Annotated in this window: 22 protein-coding genes; 13 read left to right on the forward strand and 9 right to left on the reverse strand. The window is 55.2% G+C overall.

From position 1 onward, the window contains the following. Nucleotides 1-121 precede the first annotated feature (121 nt). From ABJI30_RS01275 to ABJI30_RS01305, 7 genes are read left to right on the forward strand one after another with little or no spacing between them, the layout of a single operon-like run. A complete protein-coding gene (locus tag ABJI30_RS01275) occupies nucleotides 122-916 on the forward strand; it encodes a type II secretion system protein N (RefSeq protein ID WP_348015082.1) in 795 nt (264 codons plus the stop codon). Next, entirely contained in the window at nucleotides 916-3,081 is a 2,166-nt protein-coding gene (gspD, locus tag ABJI30_RS01280) for a type II secretion system secretin GspD (RefSeq protein ID WP_348015222.1), read from the forward strand. Before ABJI30_RS01275 ends, gspD begins: the two co-directional genes overlap by 1 nt. Next, nucleotides 3,081-4,655 (forward strand): type II secretion system ATPase GspE, encoded by a 1,575-nt coding sequence (gene gspE, locus ABJI30_RS01285; protein ID WP_348015083.1) that lies wholly within the window; start codon nucleotides 3,081-3,083, stop codon nucleotides 4,653-4,655. Before gspD ends, gspE begins: the two co-directional genes overlap by 1 nt. Then, the gene (gene gspF / locus ABJI30_RS01290) at nucleotides 4,648-5,862 is read left to right on the forward strand and encodes a type II secretion system inner membrane protein GspF (RefSeq protein WP_348015084.1); all 1,215 of its coding nucleotides are present in this window, start codon (nucleotides 4,648-4,650) and stop codon (nucleotides 5,860-5,862) included. Before gspE ends, gspF begins: the two co-directional genes overlap by 8 nt. A gap of 23 nt (nucleotides 5,863-5,885) precedes the next feature. Continuing rightward, a complete protein-coding gene (gene gspG, locus ABJI30_RS01295) occupies nucleotides 5,886-6,395 on the forward strand; it encodes a type II secretion system major pseudopilin GspG (RefSeq protein WP_348033089.1) in 510 nt (169 codons plus the stop codon). A gap of 12 nt (nucleotides 6,396-6,407) precedes the next feature. Further along, a complete protein-coding gene (locus ABJI30_RS01300; protein ID WP_348015086.1) occupies nucleotides 6,408-7,532 on the forward strand; it encodes a hypothetical protein in 1,125 nt (374 codons plus the stop codon). Further along, a complete protein-coding gene (locus tag ABJI30_RS01305; RefSeq protein ID WP_348015087.1) occupies nucleotides 7,529-8,023 on the forward strand; it encodes a type II secretion system protein M in 495 nt (164 codons plus the stop codon). Before ABJI30_RS01300 ends, ABJI30_RS01305 begins: the two co-directional genes overlap by 4 nt. 20 nt (nucleotides 8,024-8,043) lie before the next feature. Here ABJI30_RS01305 and ABJI30_RS01310 read toward each other — a convergent pair whose 3' ends face one another. After that, nucleotides 8,044-9,135, reverse strand: coding sequence for an acyl-CoA desaturase (locus ABJI30_RS01310; protein ID WP_348015088.1), 1,092 nt, complete (start codon nucleotides 9,133-9,135; stop codon nucleotides 8,044-8,046). 266 nt (nucleotides 9,136-9,401) lie between these two features. On the opposite strand from ABJI30_RS01310, the gene ABJI30_RS01315 reads away from it, so the two are divergent. Beyond that, nucleotides 9,402-9,740 (forward strand): hypothetical protein, encoded by a 339-nt coding sequence (locus tag ABJI30_RS01315; protein WP_348015089.1) that lies wholly within the window; start codon nucleotides 9,402-9,404, stop codon nucleotides 9,738-9,740. A 103-nt stretch (nucleotides 9,741-9,843) separates the two neighbouring features. On the opposite strand, the gene ABJI30_RS01320 is transcribed toward ABJI30_RS01315, so the two are convergent. Then, a complete protein-coding gene (locus tag ABJI30_RS01320; RefSeq protein WP_348015090.1) occupies nucleotides 9,844-10,620 on the reverse strand; it encodes a hypothetical protein in 777 nt (258 codons plus the stop codon). A 272-nt stretch (nucleotides 10,621-10,892) separates the two neighbouring features. On the opposite strand from ABJI30_RS01320, the gene ABJI30_RS01325 reads away from it, so the two are divergent. The 4 genes from ABJI30_RS01325 to ABJI30_RS01340 are packed head-to-tail and all read left to right on the forward strand — an operon-like array spanning nucleotide 10,893 to nucleotide 15,232. Then, nucleotides 10,893-12,227 carry a cytochrome P450 gene (locus ABJI30_RS01325; protein WP_348015223.1) on the forward strand — a complete coding sequence of 445 codons (1,335 nt, stop codon included), beginning with the start codon at nucleotides 10,893-10,895 and terminating at the stop codon, nucleotides 12,225-12,227. A 25-nt stretch (nucleotides 12,228-12,252) separates the two neighbouring features. Continuing rightward, nucleotides 12,253-13,341 carry a Gfo/Idh/MocA family oxidoreductase gene (locus ABJI30_RS01330; protein WP_348015091.1) on the forward strand — a complete coding sequence of 363 codons (1,089 nt, stop codon included), beginning with the start codon at nucleotides 12,253-12,255 and terminating at the stop codon, nucleotides 13,339-13,341. Nucleotides 13,342-13,344: 3 nt separating this feature from the next. Then, the gene (locus ABJI30_RS01335; protein ID WP_348015092.1) at nucleotides 13,345-14,295 is read left to right on the forward strand and encodes an aldo/keto reductase; all 951 of its coding nucleotides are present in this window, start codon (nucleotides 13,345-13,347) and stop codon (nucleotides 14,293-14,295) included. A gap of 7 nt (nucleotides 14,296-14,302) precedes the next feature. Continuing rightward, nucleotides 14,303-15,232 carry a TauD/TfdA family dioxygenase gene (locus ABJI30_RS01340; protein WP_348015093.1) on the forward strand — a complete coding sequence of 310 codons (930 nt, stop codon included), beginning with the start codon at nucleotides 14,303-14,305 and terminating at the stop codon, nucleotides 15,230-15,232. Here ABJI30_RS01340 and ABJI30_RS01345 read toward each other — a convergent pair. The 7 genes from ABJI30_RS01345 to ABJI30_RS01375 form a co-directional block, all read right to left on the reverse strand. Next, nucleotides 15,225-16,946, reverse strand: coding sequence for a solute:sodium symporter family transporter (locus tag ABJI30_RS01345; protein ID WP_348015094.1), 1,722 nt, complete (start codon nucleotides 16,944-16,946; stop codon nucleotides 15,225-15,227). The two genes, ABJI30_RS01340 and ABJI30_RS01345, sit on opposite strands and share 8 nt — an antisense overlap. Before the next feature lie 64 nt (nucleotides 16,947-17,010). After that, a complete protein-coding gene (locus tag ABJI30_RS01350; protein WP_348015095.1) occupies nucleotides 17,011-17,613 on the reverse strand; it encodes a nucleotidyltransferase family protein in 603 nt (200 codons plus the stop codon). A 24-nt stretch (nucleotides 17,614-17,637) separates the two neighbouring features. After that, on the reverse strand, nucleotides 17,638-18,114 hold the full coding sequence (locus ABJI30_RS01355) for a c-type cytochrome (protein WP_348015096.1): 477 nt from the start codon (nucleotides 18,112-18,114) through the stop codon (nucleotides 17,638-17,640). 23 nt (nucleotides 18,115-18,137) lie between these two features. After that, nucleotides 18,138-20,345 (reverse strand): molybdopterin cofactor-binding domain-containing protein, encoded by a 2,208-nt coding sequence (locus tag ABJI30_RS01360; RefSeq protein WP_348015097.1) that lies wholly within the window; start codon nucleotides 20,343-20,345, stop codon nucleotides 18,138-18,140. 2 nt (nucleotides 20,346-20,347) lie between these two features. Then, nucleotides 20,348-20,827, reverse strand: coding sequence for a (2Fe-2S)-binding protein (locus ABJI30_RS01365; protein WP_348015098.1), 480 nt, complete (start codon nucleotides 20,825-20,827; stop codon nucleotides 20,348-20,350). 63 nt (nucleotides 20,828-20,890) lie between these two features. Continuing rightward, nucleotides 20,891-21,871: an XdhC family protein gene (locus ABJI30_RS01370; RefSeq protein ID WP_348015099.1), complete on the reverse strand. Its 981-nt coding sequence runs from the start codon at nucleotides 21,869-21,871 to the stop codon at nucleotides 20,891-20,893. Between the two features lie 18 nt (nucleotides 21,872-21,889). Beyond that, entirely contained in the window at nucleotides 21,890-22,231 is a 342-nt protein-coding gene (locus ABJI30_RS01375) for a hypothetical protein (RefSeq protein WP_348015100.1), read from the reverse strand. Between ABJI30_RS01375 and ABJI30_RS01380 the strand changes: the two genes are divergently transcribed. Next, a complete protein-coding gene (locus ABJI30_RS01380) occupies nucleotides 22,230-23,405 on the forward strand; it encodes a M20/M25/M40 family metallo-hydrolase (RefSeq protein ID WP_348015101.1) in 1,176 nt (391 codons plus the stop codon). The genes ABJI30_RS01375 and ABJI30_RS01380 overlap by 2 nt on opposite strands. Nucleotides 23,406-23,407: the final 2 nt, after the last annotated feature.

Consider the following 23,407-nt stretch of genomic DNA (forward strand, 5'->3'; position numbering starts at 1 on the left):
TATAGTGTTTGCCGGGTTGCGCGTGGCGTGTAATCAATCTGACATGTTTTAGTCGTTGATTGGTCATGGAACAGTTATGGCGACTTGTGGGTTATAGTTGCGGAGATTTGTGGTTACTCAAATGTCGGATCGTTTTAGCAGTTTATCCCCGGTTTTCCGGGCAAAAGGGATATATCCTTTTGTCTTCGCGCTGCTTGCGATCCTGCTGTTGATCCAGCTGATCCGGCTGGTCTGGCTGGCAGTTACCCCGATAGGTCCGGTCGGCGGCTGGAAAACCGCGGAAGTCCGGATCATCCCTCCGCAGTCCCGCCTTGCATTATTTCGCAGTTTTGATCCGTTTTTCCGTTCGGGTGCAACAACTTCAGCCAATGTTGTCACTTCGCTGCAACTCACGCTTTATGGTGTTCGCATGAACGAAGGGTCCGGGTTGGGTTCTGCTATTCTGGCGGGATCGGATGGCGTACAGGATAGCTTCGCCGTGGGTGATGAAATCATGTCAGGAGTATCGCTGGCAGCGGTTAAATTTGATCATGTAATTATCGACCGCGATGGTGTCCGGGAAAGTCTGTATCTTGACCAGTCTGTTCCGGCGCGAACAATCAGCGACGAAGATATCAACACCGATGCGATGGCAACAGCAAATCTTTCTGCCGCAGATGCGATGGCCTTTAATCCGCGCATGGCAGACGGAAAAGTCACAGGGATTGTTGTTACACCCAAAGGCGATAGCGCGCTGTTCGACGCAGCTGGTCTGCGTGTCGGTGATATCATTGTTTCAATCAGCGGCCGGCCGATCACATCGACGGCCGATATCGCATCTCTTCAGAGCCAGATCACGCCTGGTACAAACCTATCAATCGAAGTCGAGCGCGGGACGGAAATTGTCCCGATCGTCGTAAATTTGGGATCACCATGATGCAGCGTTTACTCACCCGGCTGGTTTCAGCCCTCTTTCTGATTGGCGCCATGGTTTCGCAGCCCGTGGTGGCGCAGCACAGCCTCAACGTGCGTGACGCCGATATTCGTGCATTTGTGCAGGATGCCGCCAGAGTCACAGGCCGGACGTTCATCGTCGACAGCCGCGTGCAGGGCAAGGTGTCTGTGGTGACCGATCGTCCTTTGTCCCGTTCGGAATATTTCGAGATTTTTCTGTCGACATTGCGTGCCAATAATCTTGTCGCGATCCCGACAACCCGCGGTGCGTATCGCATACAACCTGCCGATGGAGCTGCATCACAGCCGACACGAATTGGAACACAGTCTTCACCGGCCAACCAATATGTCACCGAAGTGGTTCGTCTGAAGTCCATTGAAGCCTCGGCAGCGATTGAGACGTTGCGCCCGCTGATCAGCAAACAGGGAGCGATTACCGCCAACCGCAATGCCAATAGCTTGGTCATTGTTGACTATGCCGATAACATCCGACGCATCCGCGCGCTGGTTCGGGAAATCGACCGCGACAATGCCGCGAGTACGATTGTGAATCTGAGAAATGCAGGAGCTCGCGAAATTGCAACGTCCTTGCAAGCGCTCGTTCAGGGCGGCGAAGGCGCAAGGACACCCGTCAATATTGTTGCGATAGACAGCAGTAACTCGCTGGCCTTTCGCGGTGATCCCGGAGCGGTTGCCCGTTTTGCGGAAATGGCCAGAGAACTCGACGAGCGGGCAGAACTGGGGACGGAAATTCGCGTTCATCGCCTGGATTATGCCAATGCAGAACAATTACTGCCGGTGATTGAGCGGTTGATGGGGCAGGCGGGCGCAACAGGCGGTGCAGTCACTGTCAGCCAGCCCGGTGGCGCCTCCGGAGCTGATGTCGGTGCCGCACCAACCCCGGTTGCGACATCCGGAAATGGCAACAGCATTGCCCGCAGCGGACCCGCGATTGTCACACGGCTGGAAGGTACGAACGCGATTATCGTCGCGGCCAATCCCGACGTCCAGCGGATGATCGGCGAATTGATCCGTCAGCTCGATACCCGACAGGAACAGGTGGTTGTCGAAGCAATCATTGTGGAAATCTCGGAAAGCCTTGCAAAAGAACTTGGTGTGCAATGGCTGGTCGGCGGCGAGGATGTGCCTTTTGCAGTCACCAATTTCTCCAACGCCTCGCCCAATATTGTGGATATCGCTGGCGGCTTGCTGGCAGATCAGTTCGATACGACAACGACCACCACCACCAGTACCTCGACAACCACCACGACCAACAGCGCGGTGGGCGATGGCTTGCTTCAAAATGCTGCTGATGCAGTACTCGGCGCACGTGGCGGCTTTGGCGGTTTCGCAACTTCGCTTGGCGGCAACGCGGTTCTGGGTGCAATTATCAATGCCGTGCAATCGGATACTGACAGCAATGTCTTGTCCACGCCATCGCTGACGGTGAACAACAATCTCAACGGCAGCATCCTGTTTGGCCAGGAAATCCCGGTTTCGACGGGCGAAGCCTTGTCCAACAATTTTGACAATGCCTTCCGTACCATCCAGCGCCAGAATGTCGGGATCGAACTGGAGGTCACTCCGCAGATCAACGCTGGCAGGGAAGTCCGGATGGAATTGCGGCAGCAGGTCAGTTCGATCGCGGGGCCGGTTTCGGATGATTTCAACGAGTTGATTATCAACAAGCGGGAAATCAATACGACTGTGACGGTAGCAGACGGCGAAATCATTGCGCTGGGCGGTCTGCTCGACGACAATGAACGCCGCACCATTCAAAAGGTTCCGCTGCTTGGCGATATTCCTTTGATCGGAGAATTGTTCAAATCGCGCGGTAAATCGCGGGTGAAGACAAATTTGATGGTGTTTATCCGTCCCACGATCCTCAAGGATCCGAACGATGCGCGCCGTTTTTCGAGCAGCCGCTATAACTATATCCGTGAGCGGCAAAAGCTCCAGAACCCCGATCAGGAACCTTCGCTGGATACGCTGGTACGTGACTATCTTGGAACCGTACCTCCCGGAGCGGGTCCGCGACCGGATGACGAAATAATTTACGCCCCCGGTGCCGCGCCTGCAGAACCGGAAAGTACCGTCGCACCGACAGAAGTCCCGGCCAGTTCCGTACCGTCGGATCAGAACGACTGATGTCCGGTAGCGGACAGGCACATTCAAAAGCCACCTTGGGTGGTGATGATCCGCAGATTGAAAGCGGAGCCGCAATCGTGGCTTCAGTGCCGGAAATTGCTGCAATCCCTTATGGATATGCGCGCGATCACGGCGTTCTGATGTCGGACCCCGACGCCAGTCCGCCGCAACTTGCATTGCGATCGGGAAGTGATCCGCTGGCATTGCTCGAAGTTCGGCGCCATCTGGCAGTGCCATTTGATATTGTTGAAGTGGATTCAGAGGCGTTTGAGCGACTTTTGTCGGAACGCTATGCGATGGATGGCAGCGCGGCCTCGCTGGCGAGCAATCTCGATACCGACGCGCTGGACGATATTGCCGGTGATATCCCAAGCGCCGAAGATTTGCTGGATACGGCAGATGATGCTCCGACGATCCGGTTGATCAATGGCATTATCGCAGAAGCGGCCCGTCAGGGGGCCTCCGACATACATATCGAACCCTATGAAACCGGACTTGTCGTGCGGATGCGGGTTGATGGTGTGCTGCACGAGAAACTGAAAATGCCGCCACATGTCGCATCCGTGATCGTCAACCGGATCAAGGTGATGGCACGACTGGACATTGCCGAGCGCCGCATACCGCAGGATGGCCGTATCAGCCTGACGCTGGGCGGAAAAATGCTCGATGTCCGGGTTTCGACACTGCCCAATCGGGCCAATGAACGCGTGGTGATGCGGATATTGGACAAGGATAATGCGGGCATGTCTCTCGAGACGCTTGGCATGACCGATGCAACGCTGGAGATCATCTCTCAGGCGCTGGCGGAACCCAATGGCATATTGCTGGTCACCGGACCGACCGGCTCCGGTAAATCGACAACGCTATATGCCGGTCTCAAGCAGCTCAATGATGGTAGCCGCAACATATTGACCGTGGAAGATCCTGTTGAATATGCAGTGGAAGGCATTGGCCAGACGCAGGTAAATACCAAGGTAGGACTGAGCTTTGCGGCCGGATTGCGCGCGATTTTGCGCCAGGATCCGGATGTCGTGATGGTCGGCGAGATCCGCGACCGGGAAACTGCCGAGATCGCGGTTCAGGCTTCGCTCACCGGCCACTTGGTGCTGTCAACCGTTCACACCAATGATGCGGTTGGTGCGATTACCAGGATGCGTGACATGAAAGTGGAATCCTTTCTGCTCGCTTCCACGCTGCGCGCGATTGTGGCCCAGCGGCTGGTTCGGAAATTATGCCCGGATTGCCGCAAGCCCGTACAGGCCGAAAACAGCCTGGCGTCGTTGCTGGGAATTGCACCGGGTTCCAAAGTTTATCGCGAAGGGGGCTGTGACACTTGCAACCATACCGGTTTTCAGGGTCGAATTGGCGTCTATGAAGCGGTGGCAATTGATGAAACCATCCGCAAATATATCAACGAAGGCGCAGATGAGGCACTGATCTCCGAATACGCCTTCCGCAATGCCCCGACATTGGGTGATGCCGTGCGCGACCTTGTCCAGCGGGGCGTCACGACGGCTGAAGAAGCCATTCGGATCTCGCGGCGGGAATCCATAAAAGAAGATGGCGATGCCTGACTTCTCTTATACCGCCATTGACCCAAACGGGCGTCAGAAAACCGGTCGCATGGCCGGGGACAGCAATGATGCCGTTCGTTCCAAATTGCGCAAGCGCGATCTTTATGTGGTCGATGTTCAGGTGGCGCAAGGGGTTGATGATCAAACGAAACCCAGCCTGTTTGGGCGCAAGAAACTGAATGTCAAAGAACTGACGCTGTTCACACGGCAACTGTCATCTCTCGTGCAGGTCACGCCGCTTGAAGAAGCATTGCGGACGATTGGCAGCCAGAATGAGAAAGCGCATGTTCGCGACCGGATTGGATCCGTCCATAACGGCGTTCTTGAAGGACAAAGGCTGGCGGAAGCGATGCGGCGAGAGCCGAATAGTTTCCCGCCGCTCTATCGGGCGATGATTTCTGCCGGTGAGAGTTCCGGGACTCTGCCTGATATTGCCGAGCGGCTGGCTTCCTTGCTGGAACGACAGGCCGAAATGCGCGGAAAACTGATCAGCGCATTGGCCTATCCCATTATCCTCGCACTGGTTTCGCTTCTCGTTGTTGCGCTTTTGATGATCGCGGTTGTTCCGAAAGTCGTTGAGCAATTTGACGACGTGAACCAGCAGCTTCCGCTTGTGACCCGCGTCGTCATCGGAATTTCCGATTTTCTCGCCAATTGGTATTGGGCGCTGGCGGCCGGACTGGTTATTCTCGCACTGATTGGATGGCGGGCGCTGAAGGAACCAGAAATCAAATACCGTTTTGACGGATTTTTGCTCCGTTTGCCGTTTTTCGGGCGCTTGCTGAGAGATTTGCACGCGGCAAGACTGGCGCGGACATTATCGACCATGGTGGCGAGCCGCTTGCCGATACTGGAAGGATTGCGACTAACCGCCGGCACGATAGGCAATTCGGTGTTACGCAAGGCGTCTGATGATATGATCGAGGCCATCAGAGGCGGGGGCAGCTTGTCCAAAGCGCTAAAAAACGTGGGCGTATTCCCTCCGATGCTGGTTTATCTGACGGCCAGCGGCGAAGCATCGGGTCAGCTTGATGACATGCTGGCGCGTGCTGCTGACTATCTGGAGCGGGAATTTGACAATTTCAGTTCAACGGCATTGTCTCTGCTTGAACCGCTGATTATCGTGGCGATGGGCGGTGTTGTTGCGGTTGTAATTCTGGCTATATTGCTGCCCATATTGCAGCTTCAGAATCTGGCCGGATTGTGAGGATGAAAATGACAGGAACACACATGCTCGATACCGACGACGCCATGATCGAAAATCAGGTTCATCCCGTGGATGGTGATGGCGCTGAAAGTGCGAAAGTCGCTGAAGACAAAAAGCGCAAACCAAATGGATTCACGCTGGTGGAACTGATGGTGGTGATTTTCATTCTCGGATTGCTGACGACGATTGTTGTCATCAACGTTCTGCCCAGTCAGGATCGCGCGATGACCGAAAAGGCGCGGGCCGATATCTCGATTCTGGGTCAGGCTCTCGAAATGTACCGGCTCGACAATCTCACATATCCGACATCTGCGGATGGTTTGCAGGCGCTGTCGACACCGCCGGCGTCGTTGCCCGGTTCCTCACGATACCGCAAAGGCGGCTATATCAAGAAACTGCCGAATGATCCCTGGGGACGGCCTTATCAATATGACAATCCCGGGCGTCGCGGACCCGGTTTCGATCTCTATTCCCTCGGCGCGGACGGCGCGCCGGGTGGTGAAGATGAAAATGCGGACGTCTATGCTGAATAGGCGGCCCCTCTGATGAGACCGCATCTCCTTGTCACTGTCTTTCCGGAAACGGATGGGCAGGCACTGCATTGGTGGTATTTTGAGGACAGCGCGCTCGTCCAGAGCGGCTGTGACTCCGACCCCTTGCTCGCTGCCGGCTTGAAAATGCCGGTCAACGCGATGGACGAGATTTACTTTGCTGTGGTCTTGCCAGCGGCACTGACGACGGTGCGCTGGCACGCGGCGATAGAGGAAGCGACCGAAAAACAGGGTCTGACGGCGGCGGTGATCGCGGCCCGTGATCAGAGTATCACGGGATCGGATGTCCATGTTGCAGGCATGTCTTCCCCATCCGAAACATTTGCAACGGCTGCAATCGACAATCAGCTGATGCAGTCGGGGATAGGCCGGTGCCAGCAGCTTGGGTTCGACCCCGATGCAATTATCCCGGCGGGCTGGTTGATCCAGCCATCAGAGGGTCAGTTGGTCGAAGCGGACTTTGGCTTTGACAAGATATTGCGCGGGGAGGAAATGATCCTGCCTGACGATCCGTCTTTGCGTCAGCATCTCACCAATGGAATGCCTGTAAAGGCTCTTGCGGCGAAGGAAATCGAGTCAGTTCTCATGCGCGCCGGAGACGAAGGCTTGCTGGATCTGAGATCCGGGACCTATACCAAAAAGACCCGCAAAGCGCTGGATGGACCGCAACGCAGATTGCTGGGTGGGCTGGTTGCCGCGCTTGTGCTGGTTTCGCTGGCAATCCCGTTGATGCAGCTGGCCAAATATTACTGGGCAGCGGACACAGCTGATGCAGCCGCAGTGACAGCGGCTGAAACGGTCGTCGGTCCGGTGGACGACATTGAACTGGCCGAGCGGCAGCTGGATGAACGTCTGATCATTGAAAACAAAGGAAATATCGTTTTTTCCGTCCCTGCCGCAACATTGTTTGAAGCGGTACAAAAAGCCCCCGGTGTGACGATAGACCGTTTGACTTACGAGCAAAGCGGTATTGTTGCTGCGACTCTTTCGGCGGTGCGTAACGAAGATATCAACCCCGTGCTCCTCAATATTCAGGATGCCGGATTCCTGATCACCGCGACGCCGCGGACCGATGCAACGGGCGCAGCAAAAGCGGATGTTACGGTGAGGGCACCATGATGACAGCATTGCGGGAATGGTTTGGTGCGCTGAGCCAGCGCGAAAAGATCATGGTCAGCGTTCTGGGCGTGCTGGTTGCGTTGACCATTGCCTGGTATGGAATTTATCAACCCCTGTCATCCGCTTCCACTGATGCCGCTTTGCGCTATCAGCAAGCGGTTGAACGACAGGCCAGAATTGAATCGAAAGTCGCGGCGCTGCAACTGCCAGCCGCAGCTCAATCCGATGTTCCTGCCGGACCGATTGACGCCTTTGTCAGCCGCAGGGCCGGGGAAGCCGGTTTCGCAGTCGGGCGTATCGATCCGCAATCTGGCGGCAGTGTCGATATTGTCATCGATTCCGCCAAACCCGTGGCACTATTTGGCTGGTTGTCAGAACTGGAAGGCCAGGGATTGGCTGTACAGAAACTATCGGTCAACCCGTCGGGTGGCGGGACCGTGACTGCAAATATCTCTCTGCAATCCCGGAACAGTGCCGGGGACGGAAACTGACCTGATCCCGTGGGCTATGACTAGCTGACGGGTTCTTTTGTTGTTGTGTTTTCCGTTTTTTCGGGAAACAGGATTCCGCTTTCAGACCGGGACATGGCTTCCGGGCTGGCCATTTCGGATGACGTGGCTGATTTTCTTTCCTGTATCCATTCACCTTGTTCCGTGCGGACATATTTGGGCGCATGCTGTACGTTCCAGACTAGGCCCATTTTTTCCCAAAGTGAAATGATATAGCCATTCACATCTATTTCCCACCACATCATGCCGGCATAGGCGCTACGCGGATGGCGGTGATGATTGTTGTGCCAGCCATCACCAAATGTGAGAAGTGCCAGCCACCAGTTATTACGGCCTCTGTCACCTGTCTTGAATCGCTGCGTCCCGAACATATGGCCGATGCTGTTGACACCCATCACTAGGTTCAGGAAGAAAAATGTGCGGAAAAAACCGCCAATCAATACTGTTCCAATGATATTCTCTACCGTACCGAAGCTCAGTGCCCAGATGACGGGGATACCAATCATCGAAACCAGTACCCAAAGCCAGCGGGTGCGGTGCGCAAACATGACCGCATCATCGTCTATCAGCCCTTTGCCATAAACGTTCATATCGGATGTTGTGTCGTCGAACAGCCACCCGAAATGGGCGATCGCAAAACCTTTAAAACCCTTCATCGGCTTGCCAAAGCCATCCACATGCGGGCTGTGAAGGTCGCCAACCTTGTCCGCAAAAGCATGGTGACGGCGATGATCCGCTGCCCACTTTAACACAGATGCCTGACAGGCAAGTTGCGCCATGATCGCTATGGCATAGCGCATGGGTTTTGATGTTTCGAACGCACGGTGGGTGTAGAATCGGTGATAGCCGATGCCAACGCCCATATTGATAATCACATATCCGGACAGAAAGGCCGACCATTCAACCCATCCCGTTGCCTGGGTCAGCGTCCAGTACAAGGCACCGAGCGATCCGAGAACCATGGAGGCGAGCAAAATGCCATATTCCATTTTTTTGGCGCGTGCAGCCGGTCCGCCGATAATCACCCCGTGTTGAGGATGATCGACTGCTGGCTCGAAATTGTCTGGCTGAATATCGTTAAATGCTGTTGCCATCTGTACGCCCCATTCGTGCTTTGCGAACCCGCAAGCTAACGGTTCTGTGGTATGATTACAAATATCTTAACCTTTCTGGCGGGAAGATGCCCCCATTATGACCGAAACAGTCCATCCCTGAAGCGGGGAGTAAGTCAGCGATTCTGCCACAAAATAGCGTTAACCGTATCTGGAGTGCAGATTACCGTGCATTTTTGCATGTTCATGAAGCAGCAAGCGCCTATCCGTTCATCTGGCCCTGTCGGACAAGAGACAGGAGAATAATAATGACGATTCGCACCATGATTTTGCCGGTAAGCGCGCTTGTGATGATCGCGATTCCTTTGACGGCAGCCGCGGCTCATCAATCCAGACATGGTTCTCACGAGCCAATCTTGAGCCAGCCGATTGGAGGTATCGAGAACAACTTCTGGTTCGATTATCTTTCCGATATTCGCGAAGCCGAACACGAACTGAAAAAAGATCTCAAACGCGCGACCGATGACGAAGATCGGCGCGATGCGCGGGAAGAATATCGCAATGAGATTGCGGATGCGAACAAGGATTACACCAAGGAAATGCGTGAACGCGGTTACCGGGTCGGTCGCGTGACAGTGGGCGGATAGTCCTCAGACTAGATGCTTGCCGGCGGGAATCGAATCCAAATTCGGTTCCCGTTCGTATTTTTAGGCCGTTATCCCGGACTGGGATCAATGACTGGTCCGACGCTTATTCGTCGTTGACATCCCGTCGTTCTACCCGCGGTGACCGGGGAGAAGTGCGAACCGTGCGGCGTTCCTGGCGGACGGGTGCACGCCGGACTGCCTGAGGTGGTGTTGCGGAATTTTGTCTGCGTTGGTCTTGTCCTGCCGCAGGACGTGGAGCGCGAACCGCCTGACGGTTAGTTCTGGCCGGTTGGCCTGTCGCGGCAGGCCGATTGCCCCTTACGGCACGGCGATCCTGGCGTCTTTGAACATTTCCCGAATTTTGCCCTCTGGCTCGCTGACCACGATTGACACCGCGATTGCGGTTTGCATTACGGGTTACCGCACCTGATCCGCGTCGTGCCTGGCGGTCTTCGCGACGTTCTGCCCTGCGCTCCCTTCGTTCGGCGCGCTGTTCAGGTGTTGCATTTCGGCGGCGATCAGCATGACGGCGATCGCGGTGACGATGACGTGTTCCATAGGCGGCGCGTTGCCGGGCCCAGTGGCGGCGATGGTGCCGTTTCATGGCGTAGCGGGATCCACGACGATCAAATATGTAAGTGCCGTATCCGGGATAATAATAGCTGTCATACCAGCCGCCGCCAAAACCGATATTGGCATAGCCATATCCGTCGTCACAGGCGTAATAGTCGTCAAACGGTGCATAGGGATCGCAGCCATAGCCGCCATTTACATAATTATCGCCATAATAGCCTTCGCCGAGCGTACATGCGCTCAGACCCAGAATAATACCGCCTGCAGCGAGGAGTTTCGTCAGTCTTTCCGATCCGATTCTGGTCATGCAAAGGCCCCTTTTCTGGAATCGGTTCCATAATAAGCAGCCCCTCAGCTCCGAGTCCCGATTCTTTCTGATGTGTCGCAATATGTAACGCTTTGGCGTTGAATTGGGAATGAACACGCCGTTCATGCAGAAGCCTTGCTGACATTGGTGAAAGTAGCTACGGTCCCGTTGTAACTGTCAACTCAGGAGAGTTTAGCTTGGCTACCGCTGCATCCCCCATCGAAACACAGCCCCATGGCTATCCTTACACGGAAACGGCCAATCCTCATTGGGTGCAACCGCCGAGCAAGGAAGAATTGGCGCATATCCCGGGTGAGGATGGACTTCCCGTCGTCGGGACGACACTGAAGACGCTCAAGGATCCGATTGGCTTTGGCCGCTATATGTTCGAAAAATATGGCTCGGTCTTCCGGACTTTCAGTTTCGGAAAAGACAATGTCACAATGCTGGGCGCTGATGCCAATGAACTGGTGATGTTCAACCGCGACAAGATATTTTCCAGCGAACAGGGCTGGGGACCGGTCCTCAATAATCTCTTTCCTCGCGGACTGATGCTGATGGATTTTGAACGCCATCGTGCGGATCGCAAGGCTTTGTCCGTGGCGTTCAAGCCCGGACCGATGAAACATCATTGTGAAGTCCTCAATGAAGGTATTGCTGCTGGTGTGGCCGGATGGAGTGGGCAAAGCTTTGCATTTTATCCCGCGATCAAGTCGCTGTCCCTCGATACCGCTGCTTCATCGATCCTGGGCATTCCCTGGGGACCGGAAGCTGACAAGATCAACAAGGCGTTTGTTGATGAAGTGCAGGCTTCGGTTGGTATTGCACGTTCTCCCATTCCGTTCACAAAAATGGGACGCGGTGTGAAAGCACGCGAATATCTCCTGTCCTATTTCAAGCCGGAAGTGAAAAAGCGGCGAGAACGGGGCGGTGAAGATATATTTACCCAGATTTGCCTGGCAACCCATGAGGATGGCAGCTTGCTGACCGAAGACGAAGTCGTCGATCACATGAATTTTCTGATGATGGCGGCCCACGATACCATCACCTCTTCGGCGACTTCTCTGATCTATCTCCTCGCGAAACATCCTGAATGGCAGGAAAAGCTGCGCGAAGAATGCCTGTCAATCGCTCCGGCGGGCGCAGGACTGGCCTTCGAGGATCTCGGGAAAATGGAATTGACGGAGATGGCATTCAAGGAAGCGCTACGGCTCATTCCGCCTGTTCCGTCCATGCCGCGTCGGGCGATCAAGGAATTCACGTTCCGCAACTATGTTATTCCCGCCGGTACAAATGTCGGAATCAGCCCTTCTTTCGTCCACAAAATGGAGAAGCACTGGCCCAATCCCGAAAAATTCGATCCGATGCGGTTTACGCCGGAAAACTCGGCGGGACGGCATAAATATGCATGGGTGCCTTTTGGCGGTGGCGCACACATGTGTCTGGGGCTTCATTTCGCCTATATGCAGATCAAGATTCTGGTCCATGCCATGCTGACCCAGAATCGAGTCACACTCACCGGCGGGCCCGACTATGAACCTGAATGGCAGGTCTTTCCAATTCCACAGCCCAAAGACGGTCTGCCCGTTCATCTCGAGAAACTATAAGTGATGTGGGCGTTTGGCGGGTCTTGTGACTGAAACCCGAAAATATGCCATTGTCGGTTGCGGCATGATGGGCCGTGAACATATGCGTAATTTGGCGTTGGTTGAAGGCGCACAGCTAGTTGCGGTTGCTGATCCTCACGAACCCTCGCGTGATGCCGCGTTTTTGCTTGCCGGAGAACTGAAGCAAACAATCACTTGCTTTGACAATATCGCCGAGTTGATGGAATCAACACGGCCGGATGCCGTCATCGTCGCCGCTCCCAATCACACCCATTTTGAAATTGCACAGCAGCTTATGCAGTGCGAGGTAGCGATCCTGCTCGAGAAGCCGATGTGTACCACCGTGCAGGACGCGAAAAATCTGGCTCGCCTGCAATCGAAATATGAGCCCCTGTTTTGGGTCGGTCTGGAATATCGCTACATGCCGCCGGTCACCCGATTTGTTGAACGGGTGCAATCAGGCGAAGCGGGCAAAGTCAAAATGCTGTCCATCCGCGAACATCGTTTCCCGTTTCTGGTCAAGGTCGGGGACTGGAACAGATTCAGCCGAAACACGGGTGGAACACTGGTCGAGAAATGCTGCCATTTCTTCGACCTGATGCGGCATATCTTGCAGGATGAGCCGGTGCGGGTTTACGCCAGCGGCGGGCAGGATGCCAATCATCTTGATGAAACATATGATGGCGAGCGGTCTGATATACTCGACAATGCCTATGTGATTGTCGATTTTGCAGGTGGGGCAAGAGCGACGCTGGATCTTTGCATGTTTGCCGAAGGGTCGGAGCAGCAGGAAGAAATCTACGCATTGGGCGATGTCGGCAAGCTCGAAGTGAAAATTCCCGCGGCAGAAATTACATGGTCACCGCGAGACAAGAGCGGCACGGTGATAGAGGCTGTAGATACTCCGGCAGATGCGCTGGCAGCGGGGGATCATCACGGCGCGACCTGGTTTCAGTTGAAGCACTTTCACCAAGCCCTGGTGACGGGCGACAAACCGTTTGTGGGTTCGCTGGACGGTTTGCGCTCGGTGCAGATGGGCGCTGCAGCACATGAATCTATCGAGAGCGGACTACCCGTTTGTCTTGATTTTACGAACCAAACAGGGAAGACCTAAGCAATGGAAATGCCTTCGATCGGTTTCGGGCTTTGGAAAGTAGCCGCTGAAGATTGCCGCGCGACTATCGCGGAGGCCGTGCGTGCCGGGTATCGCCATTTTGACTGCGCGGCTGACTATGGCAACGAAGCCGCCGTGGGAGAAGGAATCGCTGCGGCCATTGCGGAAGGCTTGTGTAGGCGCGAAGATCTGTGGATCACTTCCAAATTGTGGAATACGTTTCATGCGCCCGAGCATGTCGAGGCGGCCTGCCGGAAGTCACTGGATGATCTCGGGCTGGACTATCTCGACCTGTATCTGATTCATTTTCCGATCGCACTCGCGTTTGTCCCCATTGAAGAGCGCTATCCACCGGAATGGATCCATGATCCTGCTGCAGACAATCCGGTCATGCAGCGGGCGTCCGTGCCGCTCCATCAGACGTGGGCGGCGATGGAAGCGCTCGCGGACAAAGAACTCGTCCGCAATATAGGCGTCTCCAACTATAACAGCGCTCTGATCCATGATCTGATGACCTACGCGCGGATCAGGCCAATGACATTGCAGATCGAGGCGCACCCCTATCTGACCCAGGACAAGCTGGTTCGTCTGGCGAAGGATTACGGACTGCAAGTCACGGCTTTTTCACCTCTCGGCGCCTTGTCTTATGTCGAACTGGACATGGCCGGTGCAGGAGACACCGTACTGAACGAGCCCTGTGTCACCTCCGCAGCGGCAGCACACGACAAGACCCCTGCACAGGTCGTGCTGCGCTGGGCCCTGCAGCGCGGAACCTCGATCATTCCCAAAAGCACCAATCCGGAGCGGATGCGGGAGAATCTTGCGATTGATGACTTTTCTCTTTCAGAAGATGAAATGGCCGCGATATCCGCTCTGAACAGCAATCGCCGTTTCAACGATCCCGGCGTGTTTTGCGAACTCGCGTTCGACAGTTTTCATCCGATTTACGATTGAGGCAAGCATGAAGATACAGCAATGGAACGGAGCCGACTTTCCCCATGTCATTGCTGGCTCGGACAGCCTTCCGGAATATGTCGCCGCGAACCAGCATCCGATCAATCAGGCGCTTGCAGCATGCGGAGCGATCCTGTTTCGGGGTTTTGACGTACCCACTGCCGAGGACTTTGATGCCGTCGTGCAGGCCTATGGAGAGCCCGGTTTCACTTATTCCGAATCGCTATCCAATGCCGTGCGAGTGAACGTGACCGATCGGGTGTTCACCGCCAATGAGGCCCCGCCGGATACCAGTATCTATCTGCATCATGAAATGGCGCAAACACCGCTTTATCCATCCAAACTGTTTTTCTATTGCCAGATTGCAGCTGAAAAGGGCGGTGCTACACCCCTGTGCCGGTCTGATATATTGATCGATCAATTGCGGGAGGCGGATCCTGATCTGGTCGCGCGCCTCGAATCCAGAGGCGTGCGCTACACCAATGTCATGCCGGCCAGTGACGACAGCGGTTCCGGACAGGGCAGAAGCTGGCGCAGCACCTTGAATGCCGAAACCACCGAAGACGCTGAGAGCCGTCTGCTTGATCTGGGCTATGGCTGGGAATGGATGGACAATGGCAGCTTGCGCGTGACAACTCCGGTTCTGGATGCTGTTCGCCAGTTGCCCGATGGACGAACAGTGTTCTTTAACCAGCTGATTGCCGCGTTCCGAGGATGGTCCGACCAGCGCAACGATGCATCTCGGGCGCTCAGTTTTGGCGACGGTGAACCAATCACCGCCGACGACATGCGCGAAGCAATTGTGCTGTCCGACGAACTGAGTTTTGATACCGAGTGGGAAGCCGGAGACGTGATGCTGATTGACAATTTCCTCGTCATGCACGGGCGCCGTCCGTTTGAGGGCACACGCCGGGTGCTGGCGTCCCTGATCAGTTAGATCGCGGGGATGGTTCTCGCGATGCGCGGGATTGCCAGAGCCAGAACAGCAGATTGGCTGCAACCAGCGCGATCATCATCACAGCAAAGGGCGTTTGCAGCCCCGCACCCGATGCCAGACCAATGTCGGAAAACAATAGATAGAGCGCGACCACACAGGAAAACAGGCTAAAGGCCAGGGGCTTTGCAAAGACCCAAGGTGTCATGTCCACCTTGCTGCTGCTGGTAAACTCCCAGGCACGGTGACGTGGCCGCCACATGCCCACCGCCAGCATGATGCCTACCTCCAGTATGAACAGGATCGCATATTGATGCAGGAAGTGGATGGTCACGATGTCATCAAAAACAAATCGCAGAAGTCCGTAGGTTGTGACGTGAAATAATATCACCAGCTTTGCTCCCAGCGCGGGAACGCGCCGGGTGAACAAGCCGACGATCACGATCACGACCGTGGGGATATTGTAGAAGCCGGTAAAGACCCGGATCACCTGCCACAGGCCTTGCTCGGCAAAGTAAAGCAGAGGCGCGATACAAAAGGAAAAAAGCGCGATGACAACGCTGGCGATTTTGGCCACGCGGACCAGCTGCTTTCCGTCGGGCTTGCTTTTGGACCATGGTGCGTAGACATCCAGCGCGAACAGAGTGGCGGCACTGTTGAGAAGCGAATTGAACGAGCTGAACACCGCGCCCAACAGCACTGCCAGAAAAAAGCCTGACATGTAAACGGGCAGAACATCACGGATCAGCCTCGGATAGGCCTGATCAATCGAGCCCAGACCGGGTCCGTAAAGATGGAATGCAATAACGCCGGGGATCATCATCATGAAGGGCACCAGCACTTTGAAAAACCCGGAAAACAGCACCCCCTTCTGACCTTCGGCCAGCGATGCGGCGCCCAATGTTCTCTGGATGACATATTGATTGGTGCACCAGTAAAAGAGATTGGCGAACAGCATGCCGGTAAAAATGGTTCCAAACGGCGTCGGGTCTTGCGGTCCGCCGATGGCATTCAGCTTCTCCGGATGTTCGCTGACCAGACGTGTCAATCCATCGGAGAAATCTCCCTGACCCAGCGCGATCAACCCAAGAACCGGAACCAATATGCCGATAATCAGCAAGCCAATGCCGTTAATCGTGTCGGATACGGCTACGGCTTTCAGGCCGCCGAATATAGCATAGACCGAACCAATGGCTCCGATCGCAACCACCGTAGCAACGAGGGAGGGAAAATAGCCCAAACCGGTCAGCTGGGGAATATCGAATAGCTGCATTACTGCGATTGATCCCGAGTAGAGCACCGAGGGTATCGTCACCAGACCATAGCCGAGCATGAACAGGATGACGGACATCCGGCGGACGTCATCGTCAAAGCGGTCGTTGAGAAATTCTGGCAGGGTGGTGAACGCACCGGCAAGATAGCGGGGAAGAAAGATCAGTGCCATGGCGATGGTCGCGACCGCAGCGGTGACTTCCCATGCCATGCTCGACAGATTATATCCGTAAGCGGAACCGTTCAGGCCGATCAGCTGCTCTGCCGAAAGATTGGTGAGCAACAGGGACCCAGCGATAAAAACGCTGCTCAGTCCGCGACCGGCCAGAAAATAGCCATCGCGATCGTCCACGCTCCCGCGTGTCTTGCGCCAGCTGATCCACGCGACCAGCCCCATGAAAAAGACACAGCTGATCAGCGTAAAAAACAGACTGCTGCTATCCAATGTCTGGCTCTCCCCTAAACGTCACTGAACCATAGAGCATATTCCGCACGCATTGGAAAACAGATCAAGGGTGATTTCGATGATCATTCCATCGGTCGAGCTCGGTAACATGATCTATATCGGCGATCTCACGTGATGTTGCGGGGATGGCTGTGGCGGTGGACAGCAATTGGCGGGCACCTTGCGCCCCGGACAAAAGGGCAAGCTCGGGAAATTTTTCCGCACCGAAAATCGCGGGAGGAAGGCTGACGTCTTCGTTTGACGCAGCAAAAGCTCCCTTGCGGCGGTTTTCTTCGAAGGCGCCGGTCAATCGATCCAGAAGTGGCGCGGAAATGAAAGGCATGTCAGCGAGGCAGACAAGCAAGCCGTCAGCATTGCATTTCGACGCAAATTGCGCAGCATGGGCTACCGAACTTCCCATCCCCTGAGCGGCTTCATTATTGACGATGATATCGAATCCCAACGCGGACCAGGAAGCAATGCACGGACTTTGTGCAGGTGAAACGACAACCGCAACTTTGGACAGACCGAGAGATGCGACAGTTTCTGCCGCATGCAGCCCAAGCATTTTTCCGTTCAATTTTGCCGCAAGCTTGTCCTGATCGCCAAATCGTTTTGACTGACCAGCTGCCAGTATCGCTGCACAAATTCCGGTTGTTTCAGTCAAGCAACCCCAACTCCCCGGCTCACTTTATTCGGATCCGGAAACAGCCAGATAGGCGATGACTGCCTTGCGCTGGGATGCATCGGCCATGGCACCGGCGACCATGGTGGTGCCCGGAACCTTTCCGGTCGGGTTCTCCAGATACCCATCCAGTTCGGAGTCTGTCCATGTGATACCGGATGATGCGAGGGCTTCGGAGAAAGCGAAACCTTCTGCTTTCCCAGCCTCTCGACCCACTACGCCATGAAGATTGGGGCCCGATTGGGCGGGCGCGCCTTCTTCAACCGCGTGGCAGCCCGAGCAAACAGCGAAGGCAGCCTGGCCACTGGCGATCAGATCTTCCGGACTGGTTGTACCCTCGGCTTCGTCAGCGGCCGGTAAAGGCGCAGCTTCGCCCGGTTCGCGGACCACGATCTGCTCGACCGGTTCGGGAGCGGGTTCGCTACCGCAGCCTGCCAGCAGCCCGGCCAGACCAAAAGCAACAATTTGAGAGGAATATTTCATGCAGGCTACTCCGGTTGTCATGATCAGGCGAAACTGTGTTTTGACAGAGGCAGTTCGCGTATCCGTTTGCCGGACGCTGCAAATACCGCGTTGACCACAGCGGGAGCGAGCGGCGGCAATCCGGGTTCACCGGCACCGCCAAGACGCTTGGCATCGCCATTGATGATTTTCACCGCAATTTCCGGTGACTCATCAATACGGAGCATTTTATAGTCATGGAAGTTGCTCTGTTGCACGGCGCCGTTTTTGACTGAAATTTCTCCATAGAGCGCGGCGGTCAATCCATAGATAATGCTGCTTTCCATCTGTGCGGCAAAGCCGTCGGGGTTCATCGCATAGCCCGGATCAGCGCAGCAAAAGACTTTGGTTACTCTGGGTTTCGCTCCGCTCAGGTCGACTTCGACTACTTCGGCCACGATGGTGCCGAACGACGGAACAAAGGCAATCCCACGGCCATGTTTTTCCGGCAACGCACTGCCCCAGTCCGCCATTTTGGCGACCCCGTCGAGGACGGCCAGATGGCGCGGCGATCCCGCCAGTAACTCACGGCGATACTCATAGGGATCCTTGTCAGCAGCCCCGGCCAGTTCATCGACAAATGCCTCGATGAAATAACTCTGCTGACTGTGATCCACGGAGCGCCAGGGCCCAAATCGCAGATGCATGGGCACGTCGATTTTGCGGATCTTGTGGTTGGGGATATTATAATATGGCACGGTTGGCGCATCGGCAGGATCAAACAGATGAGTATGGATATTATCCCAGCTCACTGCCTTGCCATTTTCGTCAAGCCCGGCTTTGAAACGGCTCATTGCAGAAGGTCTGTAGAAATCCTGCTGTGTATCCTCTTCACGTGACCAGATCAGCTTGACCGGATAGCCCGCAGCTTTGGCCAATCGGGTGGCCATGACAATCGCATCTTCCTCCGAACGCCGTCCAAATCCGCCGCCCAGAAACGCATTGTGCAATGTGACATTCTCGACATCGATGCCCGCTTTTTCCGCGACAGCATTGCGTGCGCCAAGTGGCGACTGCGTTCCAGTCCAGATGTCGCATTTTCCATCACGAAGCCAGGCCGTACAATTCATCGGTTCCATGGTGGCATGGGCGAGGAAGGGCGCACGATATTCGGCTTCCACTTTGGTCGCGGCCGAAGCAAAGGCGTCATTTGGATCGCCTTTCTCTGTCTCGACATCGCCGCCATCGGCTCCTGCATCATCCAGCGCAGCAAAATAACGATCAAAAATTCCAGCCTGATCGAGTTTGTCACCCTCGGTTGCGGTATATTTGGTCTGGATTGTGTTGACGGCTTGCTGGGCCTGCCAATAACCCTCGGCAATAACTGCGACAAAATCACCCATGTTAAGTATCTGCAACACGCCCGGCATCGCCCTGGCTTTGTCCGCATTCATGGAATCTACCGTAGCGCCAACCACGGGAGAGGATTTTACGGCTGCATATTTCATGCCGGGCAGGTCAGCATCGACACCGAAAATTGCCGAACCATCAACCTTGGACGGGATGTCCTTGCGTGCGATGGGCTTACCCATCAAGTTGAAATCCTTGGGGTTTTTCAGCTTTGGTTTCGCAGGCATGCTCTGTTCCGCGGCTGCGGCAGCAAAGCTGGCATAGGGCTCGCTTTTGCCGGATCGCGCATGAATGAGCATGCTTTTCTCGGTCCGAATCTCTTTGGTGGGAACATCCCACTCGTCAGCAGCGGCTGCAATCAGCATCTCACGTGCGGCGGCTCCTGCGGTTCGCAATCCGCGCTGACCGGTACCGCGCACCGAAAAGCTGCCGCCGGTAATCTGCAGGCTCATGGCTTGAGCCAGTTTGAGGAACGTGCCTTGTACCGTCGGTTCGAGAATTGCGGGTACCTCCAGCGTCGGTGCCAGAAACTCGCGACCGATATCCGCCGATACAAAGGCGCCGATACCGGGGGCTTCCATGATTTCAAGCTTGTCCCAGTCCGCATCCAGTTCATCGGCCAGCATTTGACCGAGGGCAGTATGGATGCCCTGACCCATTTCGGCATGAGGGACGATGGCCGTAATCACATTGTCCGTCCCGATTTTGACCCAGCTGTTGATCAGCTCTTCGCCTTCGCCCTTGGCCAGAACACCTTTCAGTTCTCCAACCGGATTGCCGGGACGAACAGCCACGCCAATGACCAAAGCACCGCCGGTCAATATGCCAGCACCAATAAACGCGCGTCTTGTCCATTTATCCATGATCAAGCCTCCTCGCTACTGCTTGCCGAAACACCGGCAGCGACCTTGATTGCCTTGCGGATCCGGGGATAGGTTCCGCAGCGGCAGATATTGCCTTTCATCGCAGCATCAATCTGATCATCGCTGGGATTGGGGTGGTCTTTCAGCAAAGCGGTGGCGGACATGATCTGACCAGACTGGCAATAGCCACATTGGGGAACCTGCTCCGCGACCCAGGCTTGCTGCACCTTGCTCAACGTTCCGTCTTCAGCGGCGAGGCCTTCGATCGTGGTAATCGATTTGCCGTCGGCGGCAGAAATCGGGGTGGAGCAACTGCGGACGGGTTTGCCATCGAGATGCACGGTACATGCGCCGCATTGCGCGATGCCACATCCAAATTTTGTACCGGTCATTTTGAGATTTTCCCGTACGACCCAGAGAATGGGCGTGTTGGGATCAACGTCAACCTCGGTGGTCGAACCGTTTACATTTAGCTTGATCATGAAATTGTCGCTCTTTTGTTTGCATGGCAATATGCAACTTATAGATGGAACGCAGGCAAAAGGCTAGGTTTGATCTGCATTTCCGCTGCTATCAGTTCTGCTACTCTCCAGCAGCCTGATGTCATGAAATTTGGCCGTTACTTCTGCAAGAATGGACATGGCCAGGGTTTCCGGATCGCGTGAAGAATGAAATAGTCCGATGGGCGCGTGGATGCGTTCAATCTGGTCATTCGGAACAGCCAGAGACGCTAATGTTTCAATGCGGGTGGCATGGGCTTGTCTTCCGCCCATCGCACCGAAATAGAAATGCGGCAGCTTTAGCATGTGAGCCATCAAGTGGCCCTCCCAGTCATGATCGTGAAACATGAAGATGATTGCGGTCCAGGGATCGCTCGTAAGCTGATCAGTATCGCGGGTCGTTCGCAGGAGATCGCCTGCCAAACCCAGTGCGTGCATTTCATCCACGAGATTCTGATCCGACGAATGAAAGGCAACATCCATCTTCATCAATGTGCCCAGTTCAGCAACTTTCGTGCTGGCGGCACCGTGCCCGATGATCAGCAGCCTTGGAACCGGCTGGTGACCGATTTCAACGATCTGGTCTTTCCTCAAAAACCGGGTTTCCAGTCCGTCCGCGACAAAAGCAGCTTCGCCGCCCAAAACCGGCAATCGCAGTCCAAATGGTTTTCTTTCACGGATGGCGTCCAGACAGCGGTCTGCCAGATCCGATTTGGTCATGGGCAGGAAGTGAATATCGAGCCCGCCGCCGCATGGCAGACGGATATCGAGATAGGCAGAGCCTTCCCCGAATCTGGTGATACGCGGTTCGTTTTCCCTGATGACGTCCAGAGCTTCCGCAACGACCGCCGCTTCTATGCAGCCCCCGGACAGCGAGCCGGTAAATTTGCCATCCTCTGAAATGGCCATATGGGCACCGGGATCGCGCATCGACGATCCGGATACGCTGGCAACGCTGACCAGAACGCACCGCTGATTGCGGGCAACGGCTTTTGACAGGAAACTGAATATTTGTCTGTTGTCCAAATCGGAATCCTGTTTGCACTAAATACCGGGTGATCGGCGACCTTCAGTTGCGTAACTTTTGTGTCGTTCGTCAAGTCTGTTGCGCATCGGCAGCCTGGCATGCTGCTTTTCGTGATGCAATTCCGACAATTGGTTATTCCGGAAACAGGTTTGCAATATGCCCGGTTTTGTCGGAATGACGTCCGATTGAATTTTTGGGGAAGAAGAACTCATGATCCACGTTAACATGCGATTGCTTCTGGCTTGCGCGTGCCTTGCCGGATTGGCAAACGGCGTTTCCGGCCCGGTAGATGCAAGGACGGCTTCGACTTCCGGCCCATTCACCGCCGTTAATCCGAGCCAGGTCATCGACAGGCTCATGGAGGACCCCCGTGTCCAGGCCGCCTTTGCTGAGATCGAGGCGATGGAGCAGACCAATATCGACCGACTGATCGCCTATACGGAAACTCCCGCTCCGCCATTTGAGGAATCCGTTCGCGCGCAGTTGCTTGCCAAAGACTTGAAATCCGGCGGTCTGTCAGATGTCCGCATTGATGAAGTCGGCAATGTTCTGGCGCGCCGACCGGGACGCACTGGTGTCAGAACCGTAGCTGTTGTGGCACATATCGATACCGTGTTTCCCGCTGAAACCGATGTGACGGTGCGCAAAGAAGGCAATGTCTATCACGCGCCCGGCATTGGCGACAATACGCGCGGACTGATCGCCATGCTCAGTCTCGCCGAGGTGATGGAATCACAGGGACTGACAACAGAAGACGATATATTATTTGTTGGTTCCGTTGGAGAAGAAGGCCTGGGCGACCTGCGCGGTGTCCGGCATCTGTTTCGCGAGGGCGGACCCCGGATCGATAGCTTTATTGCGATTGACGGTGGTTCGGTCAACCGACTGATCACCGCAGGAGTGGGATCAAACAGGTACCGCGTCACGTTCAACGGTCCGGGCGGTCACTCCTACGGAGCGTTTGGAAGCGCCCATCCTCATCAGGCATTGGCTGATGCCATTACCCGCTTCACGGCAGCTGGCCGCGAGATTACTCAAACGGGTCTCAAGTCGACTTTCTCGGTTGGCCGGATCGGCGGCGGTACGTCGATCAATTCCATTCCGTTCAGCAGCTGGATGGAAGTCGACATGCGCTCCGCAGACACTGTCAAACTCGATCGTTTGGACGCCGCCTTGCGGAAAGCATTGCAGGAAGCTCTGGATGCCGAAAACGCGCAGCGATCAACAAACGATGCGCTGACGCTCGAAATTACATCTGTAGGAAAGCGGCCTGCCGGACGGAACAGTGAGAATTCGAGCCTTTTCGGTTTTGTCAGCGCAGCGATGCGCGAACAGGGACTGGTACCAAATGTGATGGCGTCATCAACCGATGCCAACATCCCGCTTTCACTTGGAATCCCCGCAATTACGATGAGCCGGGGCGGTATATCCCGAAATGCGCATGCGCCCAATGAATCCTGGGAAAACACGGATGCCCATATTGCGGTTCAGACATTGTTGCTGACGTTACTCGCCGAAGCAAACCGTGAATAAAG

It is taken from the genome of Parasphingorhabdus sp., from assembly GCF_039968395.1.
Classification (GTDB): Bacteria; Pseudomonadota; Alphaproteobacteria; order Sphingomonadales; family Sphingomonadaceae; genus Parasphingorhabdus.